Here is a 25085-nt window from a genome sequence, read left to right as displayed (position 1 = left end):
GTGCTTCTGAGCTGGGAAAATAGTGTTGTTGACGCACTGTTCTACCGGCTGAAAGAAGCACCTTTCTGATGTCCAAGATTACCGGAGTTTTCCCGTCGCTTCCTGTCGCCACGACGGGCCAGTCGCTGGTCTCCCATGCCGGGCTGAACGTGGTGACTTCCTTTGTTGACGCCCTTGGGTTCCGGGGCTTGTGCGAGGACCGTTTGGGCCAGTTCGTCCCCTCCGGGGCCCGGCATCGGCCCGGCACGATCCTGGGCTCGTTGGCAGTCATGCTCGCCGGCGGCGGGGAACACGTCTCCGATCTGGACATCCTGCGCACCGGAACCGGCGTCTTCGGAAAGGTCGCCTCGAACGCGACAATCTCGCGGTTCTTTGAGCGGACCGTGACCAACCCGGAGGTCTTCACCTACGGTTTCGCCACGCTGACGCGGGAACTGAGCTCCCGGGCGTGGGAAGCTGCCGGGGACCGGAACCCGGCGTTGAAGGCCACGGCCCTGGACCCGCTCATCATCGACCTGGACGCCACGCTCGTGAGCTCCCACAGTGACAAGGACCAGGCGCACGGCACCTACAAGGGCGGTTATGGCTTCGCCCCTTTCATTGCCAGCGTCGATTACGGGGCGGGCAACGGGACCGGGGAGATCCTGGCCGCGGTGATGCGTCCGGGCAATGCCGGGGCCAACAGCGCAGAGGACCACATCAAGGTATTCACCTAGGCCATCGAACAGCTCCCCGACGATTTCTACGACGAGCACGGAGAGCTCATCGGGGAGAAGGTGCTGGTGCGTACCGACAGCGCCGGGGCGTCCCGGAAATTCCTGCATTACCTCGCATCACTGGGCGTGCAGTTCACGGCGTCCTACCCGGTACCGGTGCTCAAAGCCCCTATGGTCGGTAGGATCAACGACAAAAAGTACTGGCAGCCGGCCTTGGACCAGAACGGGAAGGAACGCGCCGACGCATGGGTTATCAACGCCACCGAGATCCTCGGGCTCACCGACTACCCGGCGGGGACAAACCTGTATCTGCGGGCCGAACCTCTCCACCCCGGGGCGCAGTCGACCTTGCTCGATGCAGACGGACACCGGATCACCGCTTTCCTGACAATCTCACCGCGCTGGCACGGACCCACCCTGGATGCCCTGCACCGGGCCCGGGGACGGTGTGAGAACCGGATCAAAACCCTGAAGAACACCGGACTCGGGAAGCTGCCGTTCTTCGATTTCCCCGCCAACCAGGCCTGGGCCACCATCGCCGCCCTGGCCATGAACCTGGTCTCCTGGCTCCAACTCACCGCGCTGCCAACCGGCCACAAGGCCCGCGGCTGGGACATCAAACGCTGGCGTTAGCGGCTCTTCGCCACCGCCGGGAAATCATCACCCGGGCCCGGCAGAGCAGGCTACTGATCCCCGACAAAGCACCGGAAACCGGCACGATCACCACCCTCCTGGCCGGCATCGCCGAGCTAAAAACAGCCGCCGACACCGGGTCCTGCTGGCCTGAACACCGGACGGCCAGCCCCAACAACGACCAGCACGACCCATCGGAATACGTGGAACCCGACGCCCAACCAGCGACAACAGGCCCCATCCGCACGTCCAAAACAGCAAAAACAGCCGGACCTGAAATTAGCCTCGGCCCTGAACCCCAACCCGACCATCATGAAAAATTCGGGCTAGACCGTGGATCCCGGTCCCTGCTTCCAGGGTCCTGCAGGGAGGACCACCACCGGACGCGCATGCCCAAACCGAAATGGTTTGATCTTTGCCGGAGCATCGATGACCACACAGCTTTGATGGCCCGGCCGCGGGCAGCAGACGTCGCCGGCGTTAGCGCAGGATTAATTCCACAGGGAACACTGGCCTGGCGGGCCTGGCATTTTGGTGCCCCTCTTCAAACGACGAGCTGCCACGAGATCCCTAGCTCAGGTTTGGTCAATACCAACGGCTTGAGGATATTTGTGGGCTGGAGAGCGCCTTTGTTGCAACGTAAATCTCCCCGCCGGGGGCGACTGTCAGCTGCGATTCGTCGGGTGTCACGAAAAGGAAATCTCCCTGTGCCAGGGTGGAGAGTGACTTGTCACCGCGGAACTTTGTTTTACCCTTGATGCACCCGACGATGGCAGGTCCTTCAAGCTTGAGAGCAGATTGAGTGCCCGTGGATATGCGGATCTGGCGGAAATCGGTGATATCCGGCTCGAACGACTCGGTTCCGTCGGATGCGGTCGGCGGCGTCAGGTAGGGAATTGGCATCGGGTCGCATGTGAGCACATCCAGGAGTTCCGGGATGTCTATGTGTTTGGGTGTCAATCCGCCGCGGAGCACGTTGTCAGAGGCGGCCGTCACTTCAACTGCGACCCCTTGCAGGTAGGCATGGATGTTGCCGGCCGGCAGATACAGCGCCTCACCGCGCCTGAGGGTGACGCGAGAGCTTCGAACGTCTCGCTGAGGGCGTAGATCACTTCGGGCTTATGCTGGACGTCCTTGTAGTTTCGGTGTGCCGCGTCAAGCGGTATGCCGGCAGCGTTCTCGCGGGCGAACCCGGTCACGGCTTGCTCCCGCGTCGGGTGGGCTTGGAGGGACAAGGGTGCATCGGCGGCCAGGATTTTCAGGAGGAAGCCCAGCCGTGCCTCCCCGCTGTCAGTGCCAAGCGCAGTGACCGGGTCTGCGGCGATCCAGTGATCGAGGGTCGTGGCGCCATTGGCAAGGTCCTGGTCAAGTATCTGTGCAGGAGATCCTGGATGGTCTCCCAGCCATAGTTCCGCCTCGGGACTGCCGGATGCCTGACGGCCCAGCAATCCGCTGATTGCCGTCAACGAGCCCCACTCATAGTTCCGGGGCTCGTTGGTGATTGGAAGAAACACGGGGTATACCTTTCATGGAGTCGCCCCGGGCTATGGGCTGGCCCAGGTTGGTTGGGTGGGCTGAGGAGAGGGGGCAATCTTGGTGTCATCCGGCGGTGAGTTGGTCTGACTCGGCTCGGCAGGAACCGGTGGGCAGGGTTCCCCGCGTGCTGGGGAGGGCTTTTTTGTGGGCGTTTCGCTGTGAGGCGTAGTCCGTGAAAGCCGTCGCGGTCAGGTCTCCGGTTGGTCAGGAGGGGGCTGATGGCCTGGGATCAGTTCCGTGGGAGCAGCCCGGAACGAGATGTCCTATTTCATGACTTTGGACTGCACGCGATAGGCCAGAGGTGCCTAGGATCGTGGCTTGTTGTTGCCTGCTAGTTGATCGGGTAATCGACAATTAACAAGTCGATGGCGTCGGGCGCGAAGACTTTCCGCATCACGAGTCGGGTGAGTCCATCTACCGCGGCGTGATCGCCGGTCGCCCCAGCGACGACCAACAGGCCTTCTGCGATACGTTCAACGACGTCCTTGAGCACTCTGGAGCGGACCCGCTCTGCGAAGTACGGAATGGTACCGATTGTGCCGCCGAGCACCAGCCTGTTCGGGTTGACTGTCGTGACAGTCGCTGCCAAGGCGCCGCCGAGAACCTCTGCTGCGGAGAGCAGCTGTGCTTCGACGTCGGGCTGGCCCTGTTCGGCCGCACGGGCGATTTCGTCCAGGCTCGTCATGCCCTGACTGTTGAGCCGGTCGATGAGCGAGCTGCCGGAGCTGAAGGTGGCCAGGCAGCCGCGGCGTCCGCACCGGCACAGCGGCCCGTCGGAGGCGACGTGGATATGGCCGATGTCCCCGGCGGCGCCGTGAGCGCCGCGAAGAATGGTCCCGTCGACGACGATTCCGCAGCCGATGCCGGTGGCGACTTTGACGTAGACGGTGGTCTCGTTCTCGGTGGTGCATTCGCCCAGGGCACCGGCCCGGGCGTCGTTTTCGACCACAATGGGAACCTGCCACTGGCTGGATACGGAGGTCACCACGGCATCCGGTTCCCACTCGGGGATCGTGGTCGGGTGGACGACATATCCGGTGCCGGCGTCCACGGGAGCCGGCACGCTCACTCCGATACCGATCAGGGTTTCCCCGGTGCCGGCGTCGAGGAGTTCGGTGCCGATCCGGATGAGCGGCTGAAGGACGGTGTCTTCGGGTGCGTTGATCCGGTGCTCCACCGAGCGTGACCTGAGCTGCCGGCCGTTGGTGTCGGATACCGCGACGGTCGCGTGGGTTTGGCCCAGCGCGAAGGACAGGACCACACGGCCGCGGTCCTCGAAGCGGATTTTGCGGGAGCGCCGGCCCCCGGTTGCTTCCATGCTCTCGGCCTCGTAGATCAGATTCCGGCGCAGCAGCGTCTCCAGCCGCTCATAAAGGGTGGCGCGGGACATGCCGGTGCTGGCCAAGAGCTGCTGGCGCGACATACCGCCGGTGGCCCGGATCAGGTCCAACAGATGGCCGTGCGAGGTCGCGCCGCTGAGCCTGGCGGGTACTCGTTCGATTGTCATTGGTCCTCCTGTCCGGCTGATCATCCTACCGGCCGTCCTGTTGTTCTCCCGCTGCACCGCGGGACCGCGGCGGCCTCGGTCACGCCATGGCCCTGTCCCGGGCGAGCTGCAGGACTCCGAAGACGGGCTCCTGCGCCAGCACCCGGATGTCGGTGAGTCCCCGGTCCTCAAGGTGCCTCGTGATGCTTTGCTGGAAGGTCGGCTGGTTGGTCACCAGGCCGCCGCCGAGCACGACGGGACCGGTGATGCCGATCCGGGCGGCCACGGCGGCCGCCTGTTCAGCCAAGTGCCGGGCCCCGGCGTCGATGATGGCGAGGCTGGGGCCGTGGCCGGCGTTGGCGGCGTCGAAGACCAAGCGCGAGGCGTCGGCCCAGTAGTGGCGTCCGGCGGTGCCGTGGAACAGGCTGATCAGTTGCTCCGGGGAGGCGAGACCACAGTAATCGAGCAGCTCACGGGTGAGCGGATCGATGTCCTGTCCGCGGTTGGTGCGGTCAAGGCTGTGCCGCACCGCTTCGCGGCCGAACCAGTAGCCGCTGCCTTCATCCCCGAGGAGGTAGCCCCAGCCGCCGGCGCGTCCGGTCTGCCCGGCGGCGTTGGTTCCCCACGCAGCGGAGCCGGTTCCGGAAATGATGGCGATCCCGGTGTCCGTGCCGCCGGCCGCGAGGATGAGCCGGGTGTCGTGGATGACGGTGACGTCGGCGCGCGGGGCGTGGGGGGCGATGAGTCGGCGGAGTTGCTCGGCGTCGGCTTCGGTGTCGATGCCGCCGGCCCCGACGAAGACGGCGTCGGCGTCGGCCGCTCCGAGGCCTGAGAGGAGTTCGCCAAGCCGCCGGGCCGCTTCCTCCAGCGTGACGTTCTGAACGTTGGCGCTGCCCGTGGACCGGTCATCGGTGACGGCGCCGTCGACGATCCGGATGCCGCGGGTCTTGGTACCGCCGATGTCGAGTCCGATGATGGTCCCTTGGTGTGTGTCGGTCATAGCCAGTCCTCCGCGATCCTCTTGGTTGTGGTCTGCAGGATGTCCGCAGCTTCTTCGATGCACGCGCGGACGTCCTGCCTGGTGTCTGTCAGGGCGTACGCCTGGGCGATGCCAATGCCCTCAAGTTGGTCGGGTGTGAGTTTGCGTTGTCCGCAGACGGCGATCACCGGTACGCCGGCTGCCCGTGCGGCCAGCGCCACGCCAGCTGCCGCTTTGCCGCTCAGCGTCTGGACATCGAGGGAGCCTTCGCCGGTGATGACGAGGTCGCGGTCGGTCAATCCCGTAATGATGTCGTCGAGTCCGGAAAGCCGCATCACCACCTCGACGCCGGGGTGCTGCTTAGCGTCTAGCACCGCCATGGCGGCATAGCCGAGTCCGCCAGCAGCGCCGGATCCCGGCCGGAGCTCGGTGTCCGGAGCTATGCCCGGGGTCCGGCCCAGAACCCCGGCGAAGCGGGACAATCCGCCGTCCAGCTGCGCGACGTCGGCGGCCGTGGCCCCTTTCTGCGGGCCGTAAACGGCTGCCGCGCCTTGGGGTCCCACCAGGACGTTGTCCACATCGGACGCCAGGATGAAATGACAGCCGGACAGACGCGGATCCAGCGAGGACTGGTCGACGGCGGCGAGGCCGCTCAGGGCACCGCCCCCGGGCGGAAGTTCCCTGCCATCGTCGGCACGCAGGGACATCCCCAACGCCTGGAGGAAGCCGGCCCCGCCGTCGGTGCAGGCACTGCCGCCGACTGCGAGGACGATGGTCGTGGCCCCGGCGTCGAGCGCGGCGAGGACGAGTTCGCCGGTGCCGTAGCTGCTGGCTGTCAGGGGCTCCAGGACACCGCCAGGCAGCCGTTCCAGCCCGGACGCCTGGGCCATCTCCACGACCGCGGTCCCGCTGGGCCGGTCGAGGGCGAACACTGCGGTCAAGGGGGCGCCGGTGGGTCCGCTGACCTTGGCCTCGATTTCCTCGTAGCCGGCGGCACCGGCAGCGGCGACGGTGCCGTCGCCGCCGTCGGCGATGGGGACCGAGACGATGTCCAGCCCGGGCCGGGCCCGGAGCAGCCCGGACCGGAGGCTGTCGCAGACCTCGGCTGCGGTGAGGGAGCCCTTGAACTTGTCGCAGGCAATGAGGACGGTCATCTTGCGGCGCCGATCCATTCCAGGGCGGCGGCAGCCGTCCACGCCTGGTTCAGGCTGCCCAGGGGTTCGCCGGTGAAGGGCTCGTAGTATTCACCGAACTTCAGGTCCGCGAGTTGGCGCAGGGACGCGGACTTGAGCGTCTCGTATAGTTCGTTCTGCCCGTCGCGCTTCGCCGCCCAGCCGAGCAGCAGATTCAGGAACGGCCAGACGGGGCCGCGCCAGTAGGTCCGGGAACGGAAGGCAGGGCTTGCCGGCGATGTGGACGGCGGCAGGGGGAACCGCATGTCCGGGTATCCCATCCAGTCCGGGCCCTGGAGCAGGTTCCGCTGAACGGCCATGGTCGCGGGCTCGCCGCCGGCGACGAGGGCTGCGAAGCCGGACACCGTCTGGGTCGAGATCCACTCTCCGGCCAGGACGTCGTAGTCGCGGGCCAGCCCGGTCTCCGGGTCAATACTGGACGCGACACCGTTCCGGAACCGCACGGCGTAGCCGCGCAGCTCCGCGGCGTCCTCCGGGCGGCCGATCTCGTCGGCCAGGTCAGCGAGGACGTCGGAGGACGCGGCCATGATGCCGGAGAAGAAGACGTCCCTGACCCGGAAGTCGATGATGTCCTGGACGGCACGGTCGTCGAAATCGACGGATGCCATCTGCTGGACTAGCCACAGATACTTGGTGTACTCGGCGTCATCGGGGCGTTCGCTGACATCGGCGACGTGGAGGGTGTCGCGCCGGGTGAACGGCTCGACCGTCCCGGGGTTGATCCGGGAGTAGGGGCCGTCCCAGCGGGGGGAGTTATCGAACCCTGATTCCCAGCCGTGGTGGATCTCAATGAGGCCCACCCCTTCCGGGTCCCGGACCTCGGCGAGCCAGCGGTGCCACGCCAGCCAGCCGTCGAAGGATTCGGACAGGAAGGCCTCGGCCGCTTCCTGGTCCGCCCCGCCGTTTTCCCGGCCGCGGTCCACAATGTGCCGCACGGCGATGGCGTGGACGGGAGGCTGGCAGATGCCGCTGCTCTTGAACGCCTCGGGGCGTGCCGCCGCGGAAGCGGTGCCCCAGCGGTCAAAGCCCGGGAAGTAGCCGGCGGAGTTTTCGCTGAAGACGATGTGCGGGATCATGCCGGTGGACCACTGGGCGGCCTGCAGGGTTTTGAGTTCGGTGATCGCCCGAGCCACGTCGTAGCGGGCGAGCCCGATGGCGACGAAGGCTGCGTCCCAGCTCCACATGTGCGGGTACAGGTTGGGTGCGGCGCTGGTCATGGTGCCGAGGTCGTTGAGCTTCAGGACATCAATGGCGGACTGGCGCAGTTCCTCGACGCCGATGCGGGTTGCGGTGTTCACTTGGCCTCCAGTGCCATGGACGTCGCGCCGTCGTAGAAGCGCATGGTGTTCGGGGAAAAGGTGAGCCAGATTATCTGGTGCGGCGCTGTCCGGAACGTCGGCGGCGCCTGGACCTTGATGTCCTGGCCGTCGACGTCGACCGTCAGGAGCACCGAGGAGCCCATCGGTTCAACGACCAACACGGTGGCCGGGACGTCGCCGGAGGCCCGGTCCGTGGCCACCCCGATGTTTTCGGCGCGGACGCCGAGGACGATGTCGGCGTTGGCGAAGGAGCGCAGCATCGAGGGGGCGTGCAGGTTCTGGTCGCCGACGCGCAGCGCGTCACCGCCGCCGTTGACGGCGGCGCTGATGAAGTTCATGGGCGGAGAACCGATGAATCCGCCGACGAACTTGTCCGCCGGGGCATCGTAGACGTCCAAGGGGTCACCGAGCTGGGCGATGCGGCCCTTGCGCATGACGGCAACCCGGTCGCCCAGGGACAAGGCCTCGCTCTGGTCGTGCGTGACGTAGACGGTGGTGGTTCCGAGGTCCTTGACGATCTTCTTCAATTCGGACCGGAACGTCAGGCGGAGCAGGGCGTCCAGGTTGGAGAGCGGCTCATCCATCAAGAGGACGTCGGCATCCATCACAATGGCCCGGGCCACCGCGACGCGCTGGCGCTGGCCGCCGGAGAGCTGGGCTGGAAGCCGGTCCAGGTACGGGGTGAGCTGCAGCAGCTCGGCGGCCCACTGGACCTTGCGCTCGATTTCCTTGGCGTCGACCTTGGCCATCTGCAGACCGAAGCCGATGTTGTACCGGACCTTGCGGTGCGGGAACACGGCGTAGGACTGGAACACCATGGACATGTTGCGCTTGTTCGGCGGCAGGTAGGTGACGTCGCGGCCACCGACCGAGATCGAGCCGGAGTCCGGGAGTTCCAGTCCGGCCAGCATCCGCAGCAGGGTGGTCTTGCCGCAGCCGGAGGGGCCCAGCAGGACGGTGAAGTCGCCGTCCTTGATGTCCAGGGAGACATCGTCCGTGGCGCGGTCGGTGCCGCCGGGGTAGGTCTTGACGAGGTTGGAGATGGAGATATCAGCCATGATCGGCTCCTTCTAAGGTGTTTCCGGGAAGTGTTGGGGGAGGACGGAGCATCAGCGGATCGTGGAGCCCCACATGTTGGTCAGATACCGCCGCATGAAGGCGATGAAAATGATCGAGGGGATGACGAGCGCGAAGCCGCCGGCGAAACGGTAGGCCAGGGGTGAATCCGACAGCGATGTCAGAACCTGGGCCGGTAGCGTGCGGTGGTCCAGTGTCAGGATGGAGGCACCCAGCACTTCGTTCCAGGACATCACGAAGGTGAAGATCGATGCCGCCGCCAGTCCGGGCAGTGCCATCGGCATCACCACCCGGGCGAAGGCACCGAACGGGCTGCAGCCGAAGATGCGCGCGGCCTCTTCCACATCGACCGGGACGCTGAGGAACACGCTGGCCGAGATCAGGATGGTGGTGGGCAGGGCCAGCGAGGTGTGGAGCAGGATGACGCCGTAGGTCGTGTCATAGATGCCGGTGGTCAGGAACAGCTTCGCGAGGGGAACTGAGAGGACCACGATCGGCAGGGCGCGGGTGAACAGCAGGAACAGCTGGTAGGGCTCTTTGCCGGGAAACGCGAACCGGGCCAGGGCATACCCGCCCGGGACGCCGATGAGCGATGAGAAGAGCAGGGTGCCCACGCCGACGATGACGGAGTTGCCCAGAGCACCGAAGATTCCGGTGGAGGACAGGAACGCGTTGAGGGTGTCAAAGGAGATGCTGGTGGGCAGCAGGCTCAGCGGGAACTCGTTGAGGGATTCGCGCGTCGAGAGTGCCGCCAGCGAGATCAGGTAGATCGGGACCAGCATAAACAGTGAGATGGTGACGCAGGCGATCTGCAGGTAAACCCGGTGCCGGCGCTGCCGCTGGAGGGGTGCTGTGTCTACGGTGGGGGTGCTCATCGTGTGCCTCCCTGCCCTTTCTCGCGGAGTGCCCGCAGGTAGAAGATGGAGGTCAGCATCGACGCGACGAGGATGACCAGCGCCAACGCCGCGGCGACATTCGGGTTCTGCAGGGCCGTGTACCAGCGGTAGGTTTCGCCGACGACGAGGGGGAAGTTCTGCCCCGTGAGTGCCTGGGCGACGGCGAACGTCTGGAACGCCAGGATGGTGCGGAGAATCAGCGCCACCTGCAGGCTGGGCTTCAGGAGCGGGAGAGTCACGTGACGCAGGCGCTGCCAGAAGGTGGCGCCGAAGACCTGGGCGGCCTCGTCGTAGTCCTTCGGGATGCCCTGCATGCCGGAGACGACAATCACCAGGACCAGTGAGGTGGAGCGCCAGACTTCGGCAATGAGGACGCAGAGAAAGAGTGTCGCCTGGTTGTCGTAGGCGAGCCAGGAAATGCCTTCGATGCCGATTCCCTGCAGGAAAGAGTTCAGGTAGCCGCGGTCGTTGAAGATGGACAGCCACACCAGGCCGGCGGCCAGGTCACTGAGCGCCAACGGAATGGCCCAGACAAAGAAGTGCAGCTTGTTCAGCCGCGGGTTGGACCGCAGAAGCAGGGCCATGGCGATGGCAATTCCGAATTGGAGCGGGATCATGACCGCAATCAGCAGGACCGTGTTCCGCACTGCGGGCCAGAAGTACGGATCCTCGACCATCCGGTTCACGTACTGGAGGGTGAATCCCTGCTCGTTCTGGAAGGCCTGCAGGACGCCCTGGATAAGCGGCCAGCCGAGCAGCAGCGTCATAAAAACAATGGACGGGCCGATCAGCCAGATGGCCGGCGGCACACGGCGGGGCCGTGGCGGGGCTGAGACTGAAGCCGGACTGACCGGCGGGGACTGGACGGTCACTACGCTACCTCGCATTTCGTACCGGGTGAAACGGGATCGGGAGCCCAGCAGGGCACATCCAGCGCGTTGAGGATGGTGTTGAGCTGGGCGGCCTGGCGGTCCAGGGTGGACTGGACAGGGGAGCCGTTGAGGCAGATCTCCTGGAAACAGTTCTTGAAGATCTGGGAGACTTCCCCGTCCTTGGACCCGAGCCCGACGGGCGGCAGGGCCAGGAGGGCCCCGGGCGATCGCTGCTGGAGGCGGACGGCAGCCGCTTCGAGGGCGACGGCGCCCCTGAGGTCGGTGGGCAGTTCTGTCTGGACCACGGGGAAGAACGCGTTGCTGCGCAGGGTTTCAATCTGCGTGACAGGTTCGGAGAGTCCGCGGACGGCCTGTTCGGCCCGCTCACGTTCGCGCCCGCCCTTGGGCAGCGCGACGCCAGCGACGATCAGCATGTAGCCGCGGCCCTGCGGTCCCCGCGGGGCCGGAACCATCAGCCAGTCATCCGGCTTGTCGGCCGGCGCGCCCACGAGCCGGGCGACGTGGTCCCAGGCCACAAGCACTTCGCCGCGGGCCAGGGGTTCCTGCATCGCGTCGTAGTTGGTGGATGCCGGGGCCATGTTGTCCCACAGCTCGCGCATGTAGTTCCAGGCCGTGACGGCGTCAGGGTTCCGGAACGTGGTGATCTGGCCGCCGGTGAAGCTGGGGAGCAGGAACCCCTGGTAGAAGCGGTGGTGCAGGCCCTTGGGGCCGGCTGGCATACCGAACACCGGACGGCCGGCACCCTGCTTGGCTGCCTTGGCCCAGGCCAGGAAGTCCTCATAGCTGAGGTCGTTGACGTCCACGCCGCTGGGCAGCCATTCGAGGGCTTTTTTGTTGACGGCCACCACATACGTTGCCTGCATCCAGGGAACGTATTTGGAGGTGGTGCCGCCGACTTTCGTCAGTTCGAGGATGTCCTTGCCGAAGCCGCGCCCGGCCAGGTCGCGGATCAGGGGATCGACGTCCTCGAGCGAGTCGGCGAGCGGGGCCAGGTCACCGTGCAGGCCGCCCAGGAGGGAGAGGCTGACGTTGCCCGAATCAACCTGGGACCGAACGGTCGAGGCGAAGACCCCGGCGTCGACCGGGTTGTAGGCCACGGGGACCTTGAGAAATTTCTTGAGAACAGCTTCGTAGCGCTGTTTTTCCTCGACGGGCGTGAACTGGGTCGAGAGGAATCCGACGGTGCCCTCACCGGCGGCCGCGCCGCTGGTATCGAAGCCGGCACAGGCGGAGAGGAAGGGCAGGGACATGGCGGTTCCGAGTCCCGCGAGGAGGAGGCTTCGTCGTGAAGGCTGGCTCTGCGGGGGGTGCAAGTAGTTCTGGTTCATTGACTGCTCCAATCAGGTGCGCGCCGCTGCAGCACCTTCTGTCTAATGATGAGACAAAAGCAGTTATGTGTCAAGGACCACATCCCGCGGGGCCCGTCGAGACTGGACGACCGGCTCAGGTCCCCCGTGCCGGTCGATGACCCCCGCCAAAACAGGCTCGCCCTCGCACTAAGGGAACTGGGCAAAATGGAACGCACCCTCGTCCTGCTCGACTGGCTCCAGGACCCCAGCCTGCGCCGCAAAGTCACCGCCAGCCTGAACAAGGGCGAGGCCCGGAACACCCTCGCCCGCGCCGTCTTCTTCAACCGGCTCGGCGAGATCCGCGACCGCTCCTTCGAACAACAGCGCTACCGCGCCAGCGGACTGAATCTCCTCACCGCAGCCATCGTTCTCTGGAATACGGTCTACCTCAACCGCACCATCACCACCCTGACCAGCAACGGCGGCGACATCGACCCCGACCTCCTGCGGTTCCTCTCACCCTTGGGCTGGGAACACATCAACCTGACCGGCGACTACACCTGGCCCCGCGCCAACCACCTCAAACCCGGCAAATACAGACCACTCCGACGCCCGGCAAAACCTTAGCGTCGGATATTTCACTTTTGCACAAGCCACCCACTACCGTCACCAGCAAAGAACGCCAGCGTTGTCGAATGATGCCCGCCGACGGCACCTGCTCGGGGATGACGGAATTGTCCTCGCAGCAGTCCGGATAAGGTCCCATTCAGACGGTTCCGACAGATTCGTGACTCCAGCTCGGATTCGAAGGGGACCATCACAGTTGACCCTAGTGAGTGTGCGCCTCCGTTCGGGGGCCTGATCTCCAATGCCGGCAGAGCCTGCCCATCCGAGGACTAACCCGGAGCGGATCCCGTGGACGGTGTCCAGCTAAGCAGGGGAACGCCGATCCCCCAGCTGCATCCGCGGTTGCCCGGCGTCCGGCGGCCCGGCCTGGCCCCCGGCGTCCGTCCCGCCAGCCTGATGACATGACTTTAAATGTTCTCTTTTTTCCCTTGACGTTGCTTATTGTGCGTTTATGATAGATAGTGATGTGAAGCGAATCACACCTTGTGTCATTTCAAAGGAGAAATCATGACCATGCACGAAGACGCACTGCGCCGGGCTTCAAGCCAAGGCGGCTGGGACCGGCGGACCTTGCTGAAGACCTTCGGCGCCGGGGCCGTGGCCATGGCCGGGATTCCGCTGCTCACGGCGTGCACCGGCGGCACGGCCCCCAACGCCGGAGGCAGTGGCAGCTCCTCGCTCTCCTTTGGTTCGGGCTCTTCTGACGAAGTTCCCAAGGCCGCCTATCAGGCCGTGACGGATGCTTTCACAAAAAAGACCGGCATCGCCGTGAGCACCAACGTTGTTCCGCACAACGACTTTCAGAACAAAATCAACACCTACCTGCAGGGAAGCCCGGACGACACCTTCACCTGGTTTGCCGGATACAGGATGCAGTATTACGCCGATAAGGGGCTGCTGGCCCCGATTGATGACGTCTGGGAAAAGGTGGGCGCCAACTACTCCGACGCCATGAAAAAGGCCTCAACCGGCAATGACGGCAAGATGTACTTCATCCCGAACTACAACTACCCGTGGGGCTTCTTTTACCGCAAGAGCCTCTGGACCGAGAAAGGCTACGAAGTCCCGGAAACGTTCGATCAGCTGACAGCGCTGGCGAAAAAGATGCAAGGCGACGGGCTGATCCCGATCGAATTTGCAGACAAAGACGGCTGGCCGGCGATGGGCACCTTCGATTACCTGAACATGCGCCTCAACGGCTACCAGTTCCACATGGATCTCACGGCGCACAAGGAATCCTGGGACCAGAAGAAAGTCAGCGACGTGTTCGACACCTGGAAGGCCCTGCTGCCCTACCAGAATCCCAATGCCTTGGGAATGACATGGCAAGACTCCGCCAAGAACCTTGGCGATAAGAAATCCGGGATGTACCTGCTGGGATCGTTCCTGACCCAGCAGTACACGGACAAAACTGTCGCCGACGACATCGACTTCTTCCCATTCCCGGAGATCGCGATAGAAGGCCGTGACGCCGTCGAGGCCCCCATCGACGGCCTGCTGCTGTCCAAGAAGGGCGGCCAGAACCAGGCGGCACGGGACTTCATGGCCTACCTCGGTACCCCGGAGGGACAGGACGTGTACGCCTCCGTCGACTCCGCCAATATTGCAGCCGCCAAAGGCACCGACACATCCGGGTTCTCGCCGCTGAACAAGAAGATGGCCGACGTCATCTCCAACGCCAAGAGCATCAGCCAGTTCTTCGACCGCGACGCCCTTCCCGCGATGGCCAACAACGTCATGATCCCGGCCCTGCAGTCCTTCATCAAGGACGGCAGCGTGGACGTGAAAAACCTGGAAGCCCAGGCCAAGTCGCTGTACGCCGCCCAGTAGCCCCGGCCAAGCCAGATCGAGGAATCGTCTTAGTGAGTACATCAACCAACACAAACCCCGCCCCGGCGCGGCGCTCCGGCGCTGCCCCGGTGCGGCGGGTCCGCCGGCTGTCCCGCAGCGACAAGTGGGTCCTGGCCTTTATGGTGGGCCTGCCGACTTTGATTCAGCTGGTCCTTGTCTGGATTCCAACGCTGCTCTCCGCCGCGTTGTCCTTCACCCGATGGAACGGCCTGACCCTGGAGGACATCAAACCCGCCGGGGTGGACAACTATGAATTCATCGCCCAGAACTACCCGCCGTTCTGGCCCGCGGTGCAGCACAATGTGCTGTGGCTGATCTTTCTGGCGCTGATCGCCACACCGCTGGGGCTGCTGCTCGCGATCCTGCTGGACCAGAACATCCGCGGCACCAAGATCTACCAGAGCATCTTCTTCACTCCCGTGATGCTCTCGCTGGCACTGATCGGCGTCATCTGGCAGTTGTTCTACAACCGGGATACCGGCCTGTTGAACTTCCTGCTCGGAACCGCAGGAACGCCGCAGGCAGTCGACTGGTTCGGCGACTCGAGCGTCAACATCTGGGCTGCCCTGGTGGCCGCCACCTGGCGGCACGCCGGTTACGTGATGATCCTGTACTTGGCGGGGCTCAAGGGCGTTGACCCAACCCTGCGTGAGGCCGCCCAGATCGACGGCGCCAACGCCGTGCAGACCTTTTTCCGGGTGATCTTCCCGGCCATGCGCCCGGTCAACGTCATCATCATCGTCATTACAGTCATCGAGTCCCTGCGGGCCTTCGACATCGTCTACGTCATTAACCGCGGCACCAACGGCCTGGAGCTGATCAGCGCCCTCGTGGTCCAGAACCTCGTCGGCGAAGGCCAAGTGATCGGCGTCGGCTCAGCCCTGGCAGTCATCTTGCTGGTTATCTCGCTGGTTCCCATCACCTTCTACCTCTCCCGCGCATTCGGAAAGGACAAAGAGGCATGAGCATCTCCAATCCCTCCCGTCCCGACGTGGGCGGCAGGAAACTCCAGCCCACGGCCGCGAACCGCGCGGCAGGGCGCGCCGCCGGAAAACGAACATCCGCGAAGCGGCACTACGGAACCCACATTTTCCTGAGCGTTATGGCCATTATGTGGCTGATTCCGCTGGTGTGGACCCTCTTCACGGCACTGCGGCCGAAGGCGGACACCGACAAATACGGCTACTTCAGCCTCGGTGGCTCCTTCAGTTTCGACAACTTCGTGCAGGCATGGACGCAGGCCGGTTTCGCCCAGTACGCATGGAACTCCGTCCTGATCACGGTCCCCTCGGTCCTGCTGATCCTCTTCTTCGCCTCCATGATGGCTTTCGCCGTCAGCCGGGTGAACTGGAAGTTCAACATCACCCTGCTGATCATGTTCACGGCCGGGAACCTGCTGCCGCCCCAGGTGCTGGCCGCTCCCCTGTTTGAAATGTTCAAGCACTTCGAACTGCCGTACAGCATCAGCGATTCGGGCAACCTGCTCAATACCTACATCAGCGTCATTGCCGTTGATACCGCTTTCCAAATCGGCTTCGTCACCTTTGTGCTCTCCAACTACATGAAGGCGCTGTCCTCCGAGTTGACGGAGGCCGCCCTCGTGGACGGTGCGGGCATCTGGCGCCAGTACTGGGAGATCATCCTGCCGCTGTGCCGCCCGGCGCTGGCGGCCATGGGCACCTTGGAAGTGATCTTTATTTACAACGACTTCTTCTGGCCTCTTCTTTTTATTCAAAGCGGGGACCGGCTTCCGCTGACCACGGCCGTGAACAACCTCCAGGGCCAGTTCCTGTCCAACTACAACCTCATTGCCGCGGGCGCCATGATTACGGCGATCCCGGCCCTGATCATCTACCTCATGCTTCAGCGGCACTTCGTCGCCGGACTGACCCTCGGCTCCAGTAAAGGATAAATGTGAGCAGCAACCACAACGCCGCCATGGACTACATCACCGCCCGTCTCGGCTCCGAAGGGTCGCCGATGCTGGCCTTTGGCGGAGATTACAACCCCGAGCAGTGGCCCGAGGAAACCTGGGACGAAGACGTCCGGCTGATGCGCGAGGCCGGCGTCAACCTGGTCAGCGTGGGCATCTTCAGCTGGTCCCTGCTCGAACCAGCCGAGGGCAGCTACGAATTCGGCTGGCTGGACCGGGTCCTGGACCTGCTGCATGCCAACGGCATCCGGGTTGACCTGGCGAACGCCACGGCCTCCCCACCGCCCTGGTTCAGCCACAAGTATCCCCAATCACTGCCGGTGACGGCCGACGGCGTGCGGCACAGCTACGGTTCCCGGCAGGCTTTTGCCGCCTCAAGCCCGGACTACCGCCGCGCCGCCGCGGCGCTGACCGAGCAGATGGTGCTCCGCTACAAGGACCATCCGGCCGTGGTGATGTGGCACGTCCACAATGAGTACGGCTGCCACAACCAGCCTGACTTCTCCGACGGTGCCGCTGCGGGTTTCCGGCGCTGGCTCGAACTTCGGTACGGCAGCATCGATGCCCTCAATGCCGCGTGGGGAACCTCATTCTGGTCCCAGCGCTACTCGGCCTGGGCGCAGATCCTGCCGCCCCGGACGTCCGGGACCTGGGTCAACCCGACCCAGCAACTGGACTTCGCCCGGTACTCCTCCGATGAGCTGCTCGAATGCTATACGGCCGAGGCGGCCATCATCCGCTCGCACTCGGGGCATCCCGTCACCACCAACTTCATGGGCTTCAATATGGGCCTGCACCAGCCCGTGGATTACTGGCGCTGGTCCGAGGAAATGGATGTGGTCTCCAACGACCACTACCTCATTGCCGAAGATCCGCGGAATTTCCAGGAGCTGGCGGCAACGGCTGACCTCACCCGCGGCTGGGCCAAGGGCAAGCCGTGGCTCCTGATGGAGCATTCCACCTCGGCGGTCAACTGGCAGCCCCGCAACATCGCCAAGGCGCCAGGCCAGATGCTCCGCAATGCCATGCAGCACGTGGCCCGCGGCGCTGACGGTGCGCTCTTTTTCCAGTGGCGGGCCTCGCGCGCCGGCGCCGAAAAATTCCACTCCGGAATGCTGCCGCACGCCGGCACGGACACCAAAGTCTGGCGCGAAGTCGTCCAGCTGGGACAGGCGCTGCGCAGCCTGGCCGAGCTCAGCGGTTCGGTTGTCACCGGCTCCTCCGGCCAGGTGGATGTGGCTATCCTGCACGACACCGACGCCCGCTGGGCCTCGGAACTGGACTCGCACCCGAGTGTGGACGCCTCGAATATCGCGGAAACCAGGCGCTGGCACGACGCCTTCTACCGGGCCGGCATTCCCACGGACTTTCGGCAGAGCACCGAGGACCTGGCCGGTTATCGCCTCGTGGTCGCGCCGATGCAGTACCTCGTCACCGACGCCGGGGCGGCAAACCTGGAAGCCTACGTCCGCGCCGGCGGCCACCTCGTGGTGACGTATTTCTCCGGTATCGTGGACGAAAATGACCACATCAGGCTTGGCAGTTACCCGGGGGCGTTCAGTGCCCTGCTGGGCGTACGGATGGAAGAGTTCTTTCCGCTTTGCGCCGGCGAAAGCGTCCGGCTCAGCGGCTTCGGTGCGGGCTCCTGCTGGAATGAGCTGGGGCGTACCACCACCGCCGAGGTCCTGGCGGCCATCGACGAGGGGCCGGCCGCCGGTTCCCCCGCCGTGACCCGCAACCACGCCGGAAGCGGCCGTGCCTACTACGTCGCCACAACACTCGCGCCGGCGGGCCTGGGCGAACTGCTTGGTCTCATCTGTGCCGATGCGGCCGTGCAGCCGCTTGTCCCGGATCTGCCGGCCGGTGTCGAAGTGACCCGGCGAAGCAAAGACGGAACAGACTGGACGTTCTGCATCAACCACGGAACACAGGACGTCCGGCTGCCGCTGGCAGGCGTTGACCTGCTTACCGGCACCGAGCTCGACGGCGGGCTCGGGCTGGAAGCCGGGGCCGTCGCCGTCGTCCGTTCCACCGCCCGGCAGGGCAGCCCCTCCGCCGCCACGTCAACCCACTCAAGCCTGTAAGGACTCCGCATGCTAGCCGCAGCCCGTCATTCCGCCATTCTCGCGGAGGTCCAGCGTGAGCGGATTGTCCGCGTCACGGACCTCGCCAAGATGCTCGGCGTCTCGCTGATGACCGTGCGGCGCGACATCGAGGCGCTCGACACGGCCGGCGTACTGGAAAAGATCCATGGCGGGGCCAAGCTGCCCGGCGGGGCCAGCACCCACGAGCCGGGCTTTGAGCTGAAAGTGACGCAGCTCAAGGACGAAAAAATGGCAATCGCCCAGGAGGCGGCCGCCCAGGTTCGCGAAGGCATGGCCGTGGGGCTCAGCGCCGGAACCACTACCTGGGCGCTGGCCCAGCTGTTGTCCCCCGGTCCCCGGATCACGGTGGTCACCAACTCGGTGCGGATCGCCGACGTTTTCCACCAGAATTCCTCTGCGTCCACTGTGATCCTGACCGGCGGCGAGCGGACCCCTTCGGATGCGCTCGTCGGGCCGCTGGCCACCTCCTCACTCAGGCAGCTGCACCTGGATGTGCTGTTCCTCGGCGTCCACGGGGTCGACGCCGATGCCGGGTTCACCACACCAAACGTCCTGGAGGCAGAGACGGACAGGGCTTTCGTCAGTGCGGCCCGCCGGGTGGTGGTGCTCGCCGACCACACGAAGTGGGGCACCCTGGGTATCAGCACGATTGCGAGCCTCGAGGATGCCGACGAACTCATCAGCGACGACCTCCTGGGCGGTGAAGCCCGGCGCATTCTTGGCGAACGCGTGGGGCGGCTCCGGCTTGCTCCTGCCGGCGGCGCCCGGCCCGTCCCCGCCGCACGCCTCCTGGCCACGCCGGGCTGACCGGTACGGCCCGCCCACCCCAACCCCCTATGCCTGGAGCTACCGTGAACAACCCGGACCTCACTCGTGCACCCGAGACCCCTTTGCCCCTCCCTGATCCGCTCTACCTGCGCCGCTCAGGAACGTCACTGCTGATCGATTTCCGCACCGGTGAACCCGCCCTGCTGCACTTCGGCGCCGACCTTGGCCCGGCCCTTCCGGACCTGTCCCTGTTGGGCGACCCCGTGCCGCACTCGGCCCTCGACATCCCCGTCACGCTCGGGCTGATCCCGCAGGCATCCTCCGGCTGGCGGGGGCGTCCGGGCCTCCGCGGGCACCGCAATGGACTGGCGTTCTCGGCCCGCCTGCGCGTGAGCGCGGTGGAACGATCCAGCGGGACGGACTGCTCAGCCGTAATCACCCAGGCCGACCCGACCGCGGGTGTCACCGTCCGCACGGAGGTCAGGATCAACGACGGCGGCCTGCTCCAGCTCCGGCACCGGCTCGATAACAACGGGACCGATCCCTATGGCGTCGAGGAACTCGCGGCGGTGCTTCCGGTGGGCCGCGCCGCCACCGAGATCCTGGACCTGACCGGGCGGTGGTGCCGGGAGTCGCACCCCCAGCGGATGCCGCTGGGCCAGGGAACCTGGGTCCGCTCCGGGCGGCACGGCCGGACCGGCCATGACGCCTCGCTCCTGCTGGCCGCCGGCACCCCCGGATTCGGCAACCGCCACGGGCAGGTGTGGGCCGTCCACCTGGGCTGGAGCGGCAACCACGAGAGCTTCGTCGACGCCGCCCCCGACGGCCGCACGGTGATCGGGGCCTCGGAGCTGCTTGGCTCCGGCGAGATCACCCTCGCCGCAAACACCGGCTACGAGACGCCCTGGTTGTTCGCGGCGTACTCCGCCGAGGGGCTGGACGGTATCAGCGACGCGTTCTACGCCTGGTTCCGCCAGCGCCCGCACCACCCCGGCGCAGAGTCCGGCAAGGCCCGCCCGGTGGTCCTCAACGTCTGGGAAGCGGTGTATTTCGACCACCGGATGCCGGTACTGCTTGAACTCGCCGAATCCGCCGCCCGGCTTGGGGTGGAACGCTACGTCCTGGACGACGGCTGGTTCCGGGGACGGCGCCATGACGGTGCGGGCCTCGGAGACTGGTACGTTGACGAGGACCTGTGGCCCGAAGGCTTGTCCCCGCTGATTGACGCGGTCACCGGCCACGGGATGGAGTTCGGGCTCTGGGTCGAGCCAGAGATGGTCAATGAAGATTCGGACCTGGCCCGGGCCCACCCGGGCTGGATCGCCGGCCCGGCCCCGCGGCCGTCCAGCGACGGCGGACCGGCTGGCCGGCTGCCGGAGCGGTGGCGGCACCAGCAGGTCCTGGACCTGGTCAATCCGGAGGCCTGGCAGTACATTTTCGACCGGCTCGATGCCTTGCTGCGCGAAAACAACATCGCCTACCTCAAGTGGGACCAGAACCGGGACCTCGGCGAAATGGGCCATGCCGGCCGGCCGTCAGTGCACGACCAGACAAGGGCCGTTTACCGGCTCCTCGACGAGCTCCGCAAGGCCCATCCCGGCGTCGAGATCGAAAGCTGCTCCTCTGGAGGTGCCCGTGTGGACCTTGGCATCCTGGAACGCACGGACCGGATCTGGGGCTCGGACTGCAACGATGCCCTGGAACGGCAAACCATCCAGCGCTGGACCGGGATAGTGGTCCCGCCGGAACTCGTCGGATCCCACATCGGACCGACCCGAAGCCACACCACCGCACGAACCCACGACCTTTCCTTCCGGGCCATCACGGCCATGTTCGGCCATTTCGGCCTCGAATGGGACGTCCGGCACCTCGATGATTCCGAGCGCACCGAACTTGCGGCAGCAATCGCCCTGTTCAAGGAATACCGCTCACTGCTGCACACCGGACGTATGGTGCGGGCCGACGAGTCCGATCCGGCCCTCCGGCTGCATGGCGTCGTTTCGCACGACGGCGGCGAGGCCCTCTTCGCGCTGGTGTCCGTGGCGACCTCGTTCGCTGAAGTCCCCGGCCGGATCGCTGTCCCGGGGTTGCTGCCGGATGCCGTGTATCGGGTGGAAGCGGTCTACCCGGCGCCGGACGACAGGCGGGCGTTCCTGCAGGCCGTGCCGCCGGCGTGGCTAGCCGCCGGCGTTGAGGCGACGGGCCGTTTCCTGGCCGGTTCCGGACTTCCGATGCCTGTCCTCAACCCGGAGCACGGGCTGCTCCTGACCGCCCGCCGGGTCACCGCTGCCGGGCCAACCCCAGCCGGCGGCCGCGCCGTGAGGAGCTCCTGACATGGGCCAGATTGCAAAGCGCTCCTACAAGCTCTCCGACGGCCGGGACATCATCTACTTCGATGATGCCGATACCGTCCTGCCGCCTGAACGCGGGGACGATCTCCGCGAGCCGGCCGTCCGGCCGCCCACGGCCACGATGCGCCAGGACGCCCTGACCGGCGAATGGATTTCGATCGCGGCTGCCCGGCAGAACCGGGTGGTCCTGCCGCCCTCGCATCTGGATCCGCTGGCCCCCGCGTCGCCGGACAATCCTTCGGAAATTCCGAGCCGCTATGACGTCGCCGTCTTTGAAAACAAATCCCCGTCTTTCGGGCCCGGACTGTCCGGCCCCGAAGCGCCCGAAACCCTGGACGATCTGGCCCGGGTCGGGCTGGGGCGCAGCCGGCAATCAGTGGGCCGGTGCGAGGTGGTGTGCTTTTCCCCCGAACACACCGGTTCCCTCGCCGGGATGTCCGTGTCCCGGATGCGCACGGTTGTGGAGGCCTGGGCAGACCGGACGGCCGCGCTGTCGGCGCTGCCCGGCGTCGAGCAGGTCTTCCCTTTCGAGAATCGGGGCGAGGCGATCGGTGTGACGCTGCACCACCCGCACGGACAGATCTATGCCTACCCCTTTATCACTCCCCGCACTGCCCAATTGGTCCGCACCATCGAAAATTACGGCGGCTCGCTGTTCGAGGACATCCTTGACTTTGAGCAGAAATCCGAGCGGGTGCTGCTCCAGGGTGAGCACTGGACGGCGTTTGTGCCGTTTGCCGCGCGCTGGCCACTGGAAGTACACGTCCTCCCGCACCGGCACGTCCCGGATCTCGCCGCCACAACGGGCGGGGAACGCGATGAGTTCTCCCGGCTGTACCGCCGGCTCCTGCGCGGCATCGACGCCCTCTACGACACCCCCACGCCCTACATTTCGGCGTGGCATCAGGCCCCCGTCCACGTCCACCGGGACGACATCCGCCTGATGCTGCAGCTGACCTCCCCCCGCCGGGAAAAAGACAAGCTCAAGTACTTGGCAGGTTCCGAGGCGGCGATGGGTGCGTTTATAGCAGACATCCCGCCGGAAACCGCTGCCGCACGGCTCCGCAAGGCCATCGAAAAAGCCGGACATCGCACGGCAGGACAGGAGCACCTCCGGCCATGAACGACGTCCTGCACCGTGGAAGCAAGTACTTCGAAAGCCAGTTCGGCGGCGCGCCGGACGGGCTGTGGTCGGCGCCGGGCCGGGTCAACCTGATCGGTGAGCACACGGACTATAACGACGGCTACGCGTTTCCGATCGCAATCGATAAGCGCACCACTGTGGCGGCCCGCGCGCGGGAAGACCGCCTGCTGCGGGTGGCCAGCAGCTCCTATCCCGGCGTGGTGGAGGTGAGCCTGGACCACCTCGACCCGGCTGCGCTCACCGGCTGGGCCGCCTACCCGCTGGGCGTTGCCTGGGCGATGAGCCAGCCGCCGGGAGGTGCCGGCGACGCCGGTGCCACCATTGCCCGCGCCGGGCTGACCGGCATGGATCTGGCACTGATCTCGGACGTCCCGGCCGGCGCCGGCCTCTCTTCTTCCGCTGCCGTCGAATGCGCCGTGGCCCTCGCCCTGAATGAGCTGTGGGGACTTGGGCTGGACAGGCAGGAACTGGCCAGGATCGGCCAACTGGCCGAGAACCGTGTGGTCGGCGCGCCCACCGGCATCATGGACCAGTCGGCTTCACTTCTGGGCGAGCCGGATCATGGCATCCTGCTTGACTGCCAGCACCTCACGACCGAGAGTATTGCCCTCGGCTTAACCGCCGCCGGGGTGGGGATCCTCGTGATCGACACCCGCACCAGCCACTCGCACGCGGACGGCGGCTATGCCAGCCGACGCCGGTCCTGCGAGGACGGCGCCCGCACCATGGGCGTCGCCAGCCTGCGGGCCCTTGGCCCCGGCGACCTTCCCCGCGCCGAGGCCCTGCTGGACGGGCAGACCTTCCGCCGGGTCCGCCACATCATCACGGAGAACCAGCGGGTATTGGACACCGTCGCCGCGCTGCGGACATCGGGCCCTGCCGCCATCGGATCATTCCTCAACGAATCACATGTCTCGATGCGCGACGACTTCGAAATCTCCACGCCGGAACTTGACCTCGCCGTCTCCAGCGCCCAGGAACTGGGCAGTATCGGCGCCCGCATGACCGGCGGGGGCTTTGGCGGCGCCGCGATCGCACTGGTGCGAAACAGCGACGCCGCCAGGGTCGCCGAGGGAATTGCCCGTCAGTTCTCCGACGCGGGCTTCGCCGCGCCGCACATCTTTCCGGTCAGCGCGTCGGCCGGTGCCCGGCGCGAACGGTAACACCCACGTCGGCACCTTTGGTGTCCGCGGGTTGGCCGCTTAGATGCTGCGATGGTCCCGGACTGAAGCTTCCAAGGCATCAAGTCCGGGCGCCAACGCCGCATCGACTGCCATCGGGTCCTCGACATTGAGCCGCTGCATGCTGCGGCGGCTTTCGGGCGCCGTGTTGATTTCGTGGTCACCGGCAAGAAGCCCGGCCATGAGGTCCGTGATGACTGCCTCGACTGTCCGGCGCTCCCAGCCCTGATCAGCACCGGCGTTCTGGGTGGACATCATCGCGGTGTCCGTCGCCCCCGGATACACCGTGGCCACGTGCACGCCGGTGCCGTGCAGTTCACGCCGCAACGATTCCCCGAAGCGTGCCAGCCCGGCCTTTGTGGCAGCGTAAACAGCGTAGAACGGCATACCCACCAGCGCGATGCCACTGGAAATATTGAGCACAATACTGTCCCTCGCTGTGCCGCTGGCCCGCAGTTGCGGCAGGAGGGCCCGGGTCAGCAGCAGCGGCGCGGTGAGATTCAGGTCGATCATCGAGCGCACATCCACCTCGCTGGAGAGCTCCAGGCGGCCCGCCCGGACGTTACCGGCGTTGTTGATCAGCAAGTCCACGGCATCCCACGCCACGACTGCCTCGACCACCCGGTCCACGGCGCCCGGCATGCTCAGGTCCTGCACAAGGATTTCGGCACTGCCGCCGGCGGCTTGAACCAGAGCAGCGGTTTCCTTCAGCGTTTCTTCCCTACGGCCCACGAGCAACAAGTGCGCACCGCGGGCGGCGAACTCGAGGGCCAGGGCCTGGCCGATGCCCTGACCTGCGCCGGTGATGATGCCTCGGCGGTTGCTGAGATCCATCTGGGGATCCTTCCGGTTTGAGGATGCCGGACCACGATGACGTCCGGCGGGGTGTTCAGTGAGCGTCAACCCACACCGTCCGCGGGCTATTCCGAAGTGGATGGGCCGCGACGGTCCACCAGCGGAGGTAACGGGTTGGTGACGGTTCCCGGGTGACCCATCCGGGGTGGGGGGTGTTCCCGAAGTACTCCTGACAGACCAAGCCGGACCCGCTGGATTCATTGTCAGGACCGCACCGCTTACGGTGTGGCCGCGGGAACGGATACATCCACTG

The 25085-nt window shown here is 65.7% G+C and carries 19 protein-coding genes and 2 pseudogenes; 10 read left to right on the top strand and 11 right to left on the bottom strand.

What is annotated here, in order from left to right:
* Window positions 1-68 precede the first annotated feature (68 nt).
* Window positions 69-1465: pseudogene (locus tag ABIB49_RS00105) on the top strand (IS1380 family transposase); the annotation flags it as partial.
* Between the two features lie 469 nt (window positions 1466-1934).
* Here ABIB49_RS00105 and ABIB49_RS00100 read toward each other — a convergent pair.
* The 10 genes from ABIB49_RS00100 to ABIB49_RS00055 form a co-directional block, all read right to left on the bottom strand.
* Window positions 1935-2345 carry a cupin domain-containing protein gene (locus tag ABIB49_RS00100; RefSeq protein ID WP_309485667.1) on the bottom strand — a complete coding sequence of 137 codons (411 nt, stop codon included), beginning with the start codon at window positions 2343-2345 and terminating at the stop codon, window positions 1935-1937.
* Entirely contained in the window at window positions 2342-2863 is a 522-nt protein-coding gene (locus tag ABIB49_RS00095; RefSeq protein ID WP_309485666.1) for a type I phosphomannose isomerase catalytic subunit, read from the bottom strand. Before ABIB49_RS00095 ends, ABIB49_RS00100 begins: the two co-directional genes overlap by 4 nt.
* Window positions 2864-3216: 353 nt before the next feature.
* Entirely contained in the window at window positions 3217-4392 is a 1176-nt protein-coding gene (locus ABIB49_RS00090; protein WP_226773464.1) for an ROK family protein, read from the bottom strand.
* A gap of 79 nt (window positions 4393-4471) precedes the next feature.
* Window positions 4472-5371 carry an N-acetylglucosamine kinase gene (locus ABIB49_RS00085; protein WP_226773463.1) on the bottom strand — a complete coding sequence of 300 codons (900 nt, stop codon included), beginning with the start codon at window positions 5369-5371 and terminating at the stop codon, window positions 4472-4474.
* Window positions 5368-6504: a glycerate kinase gene (locus ABIB49_RS00080; RefSeq protein ID WP_226773462.1), complete on the bottom strand. Its 1137-nt coding sequence runs from the start codon at window positions 6502-6504 to the stop codon at window positions 5368-5370. The genes ABIB49_RS00085 and ABIB49_RS00080 overlap by 4 nt, the downstream gene beginning before the upstream one ends.
* Entirely contained in the window at window positions 6501-7841 is a 1341-nt protein-coding gene (ggh, locus tag ABIB49_RS00075; RefSeq protein ID WP_226773461.1) for a glucosylglycerate hydrolase, read from the bottom strand. The genes ABIB49_RS00080 and ggh overlap by 4 nt, the downstream gene beginning before the upstream one ends.
* The gene (locus ABIB49_RS00070; protein ID WP_226773460.1) at window positions 7838-8920 is read right to left on the bottom strand and encodes an ABC transporter ATP-binding protein; all 1083 of its coding nucleotides are present in this window, start codon (window positions 8918-8920) and stop codon (window positions 7838-7840) included. Before ABIB49_RS00070 ends, ggh begins: the two co-directional genes overlap by 4 nt.
* A gap of 51 nt (window positions 8921-8971) precedes the next feature.
* Window positions 8972-9814 carry a carbohydrate ABC transporter permease gene (locus ABIB49_RS00065; protein WP_226773459.1) on the bottom strand — a complete coding sequence of 281 codons (843 nt, stop codon included), beginning with the start codon at window positions 9812-9814 and terminating at the stop codon, window positions 8972-8974.
* Complete coding sequence (locus tag ABIB49_RS00060) at window positions 9811-10707, bottom strand: carbohydrate ABC transporter permease (protein ID WP_226773458.1); 897 nt, start codon at window positions 10705-10707, stop codon at window positions 9811-9813. Before ABIB49_RS00060 ends, ABIB49_RS00065 begins: the two co-directional genes overlap by 4 nt.
* Entirely contained in the window at window positions 10707-12056 is a 1350-nt protein-coding gene (locus ABIB49_RS00055; RefSeq protein WP_226773457.1) for an ABC transporter substrate-binding protein, read from the bottom strand. Before ABIB49_RS00055 ends, ABIB49_RS00060 begins: the two co-directional genes overlap by 1 nt.
* A gap of 141 nt (window positions 12057-12197) precedes the next feature.
* Here ABIB49_RS00055 and ABIB49_RS00050 point away from each other — a divergent pair.
* From ABIB49_RS00050 to galK, 9 genes and pseudogenes are all read left to right on the top strand, one after another.
* Window positions 12198-12644: pseudogene (locus ABIB49_RS00050) on the top strand (Tn3 family transposase); the annotation flags it as partial.
* Between the two features lie 507 nt (window positions 12645-13151).
* Window positions 13152-14474: an ABC transporter substrate-binding protein gene (locus ABIB49_RS00045; RefSeq protein ID WP_226773456.1), complete on the top strand. Its 1323-nt coding sequence runs from the start codon at window positions 13152-13154 to the stop codon at window positions 14472-14474.
* Between the two features lie 32 nt (window positions 14475-14506).
* Window positions 14507-15460: a carbohydrate ABC transporter permease gene (locus ABIB49_RS00040; RefSeq protein WP_396021216.1), complete on the top strand. Its 954-nt coding sequence runs from the start codon at window positions 14507-14509 to the stop codon at window positions 15458-15460.
* Window positions 15457-16407 (top strand): carbohydrate ABC transporter permease, encoded by a 951-nt coding sequence (locus ABIB49_RS00035; RefSeq protein ID WP_226773455.1) that lies wholly within the window; start codon window positions 15457-15459, stop codon window positions 16405-16407. Before ABIB49_RS00040 ends, ABIB49_RS00035 begins: the two co-directional genes overlap by 4 nt.
* A gap of 2 nt (window positions 16408-16409) precedes the next feature.
* Complete coding sequence (locus ABIB49_RS00030) at window positions 16410-18512, top strand: beta-galactosidase (RefSeq protein ID WP_354156539.1); 2103 nt, start codon at window positions 16410-16412, stop codon at window positions 18510-18512.
* Between the two features lie 9 nt (window positions 18513-18521).
* The gene (locus ABIB49_RS00025; protein WP_253031583.1) at window positions 18522-19340 is read left to right on the top strand and encodes a DeoR/GlpR family DNA-binding transcription regulator; all 819 of its coding nucleotides are present in this window, start codon (window positions 18522-18524) and stop codon (window positions 19338-19340) included.
* A gap of 44 nt (window positions 19341-19384) precedes the next feature.
* Window positions 19385-21634 carry an alpha-galactosidase gene (locus ABIB49_RS00020; protein ID WP_354156538.1) on the top strand — a complete coding sequence of 750 codons (2250 nt, stop codon included), beginning with the start codon at window positions 19385-19387 and terminating at the stop codon, window positions 21632-21634.
* Between the two features lies 1 nt (window position 21635).
* Window positions 21636-22775, top strand: a complete 1140-nt coding sequence (galT, locus tag ABIB49_RS00015; RefSeq protein ID WP_354156537.1) for a galactose-1-phosphate uridylyltransferase — start codon at window positions 21636-21638, stop codon at window positions 22773-22775.
* The gene (gene galK / locus ABIB49_RS00010) at window positions 22772-23959 is read left to right on the top strand and encodes a galactokinase (protein WP_283480111.1); all 1188 of its coding nucleotides are present in this window, start codon (window positions 22772-22774) and stop codon (window positions 23957-23959) included. The genes galT and galK overlap by 4 nt, the downstream gene beginning before the upstream one ends.
* A gap of 39 nt (window positions 23960-23998) precedes the next feature.
* Here galK and ABIB49_RS00005 read toward each other — a convergent pair whose 3' ends face one another.
* Window positions 23999-24811, bottom strand: a complete 813-nt coding sequence (locus ABIB49_RS00005) for an SDR family NAD(P)-dependent oxidoreductase (RefSeq protein ID WP_226774704.1) — start codon at window positions 24809-24811, stop codon at window positions 23999-24001.
* Window positions 24812-25085: the final 274 nt, after the last annotated feature.

This window comes from Arthrobacter sp. UYCu512, from assembly GCF_040547075.1.
In the GTDB taxonomy this organism is placed as follows: domain Bacteria; phylum Actinomycetota; class Actinomycetes; order Actinomycetales; family Micrococcaceae; genus Arthrobacter.
The sequence above is the reverse complement of the archived record's forward strand: the minus strand, read 5'-3'. Positions and strand labels throughout refer to the sequence as shown.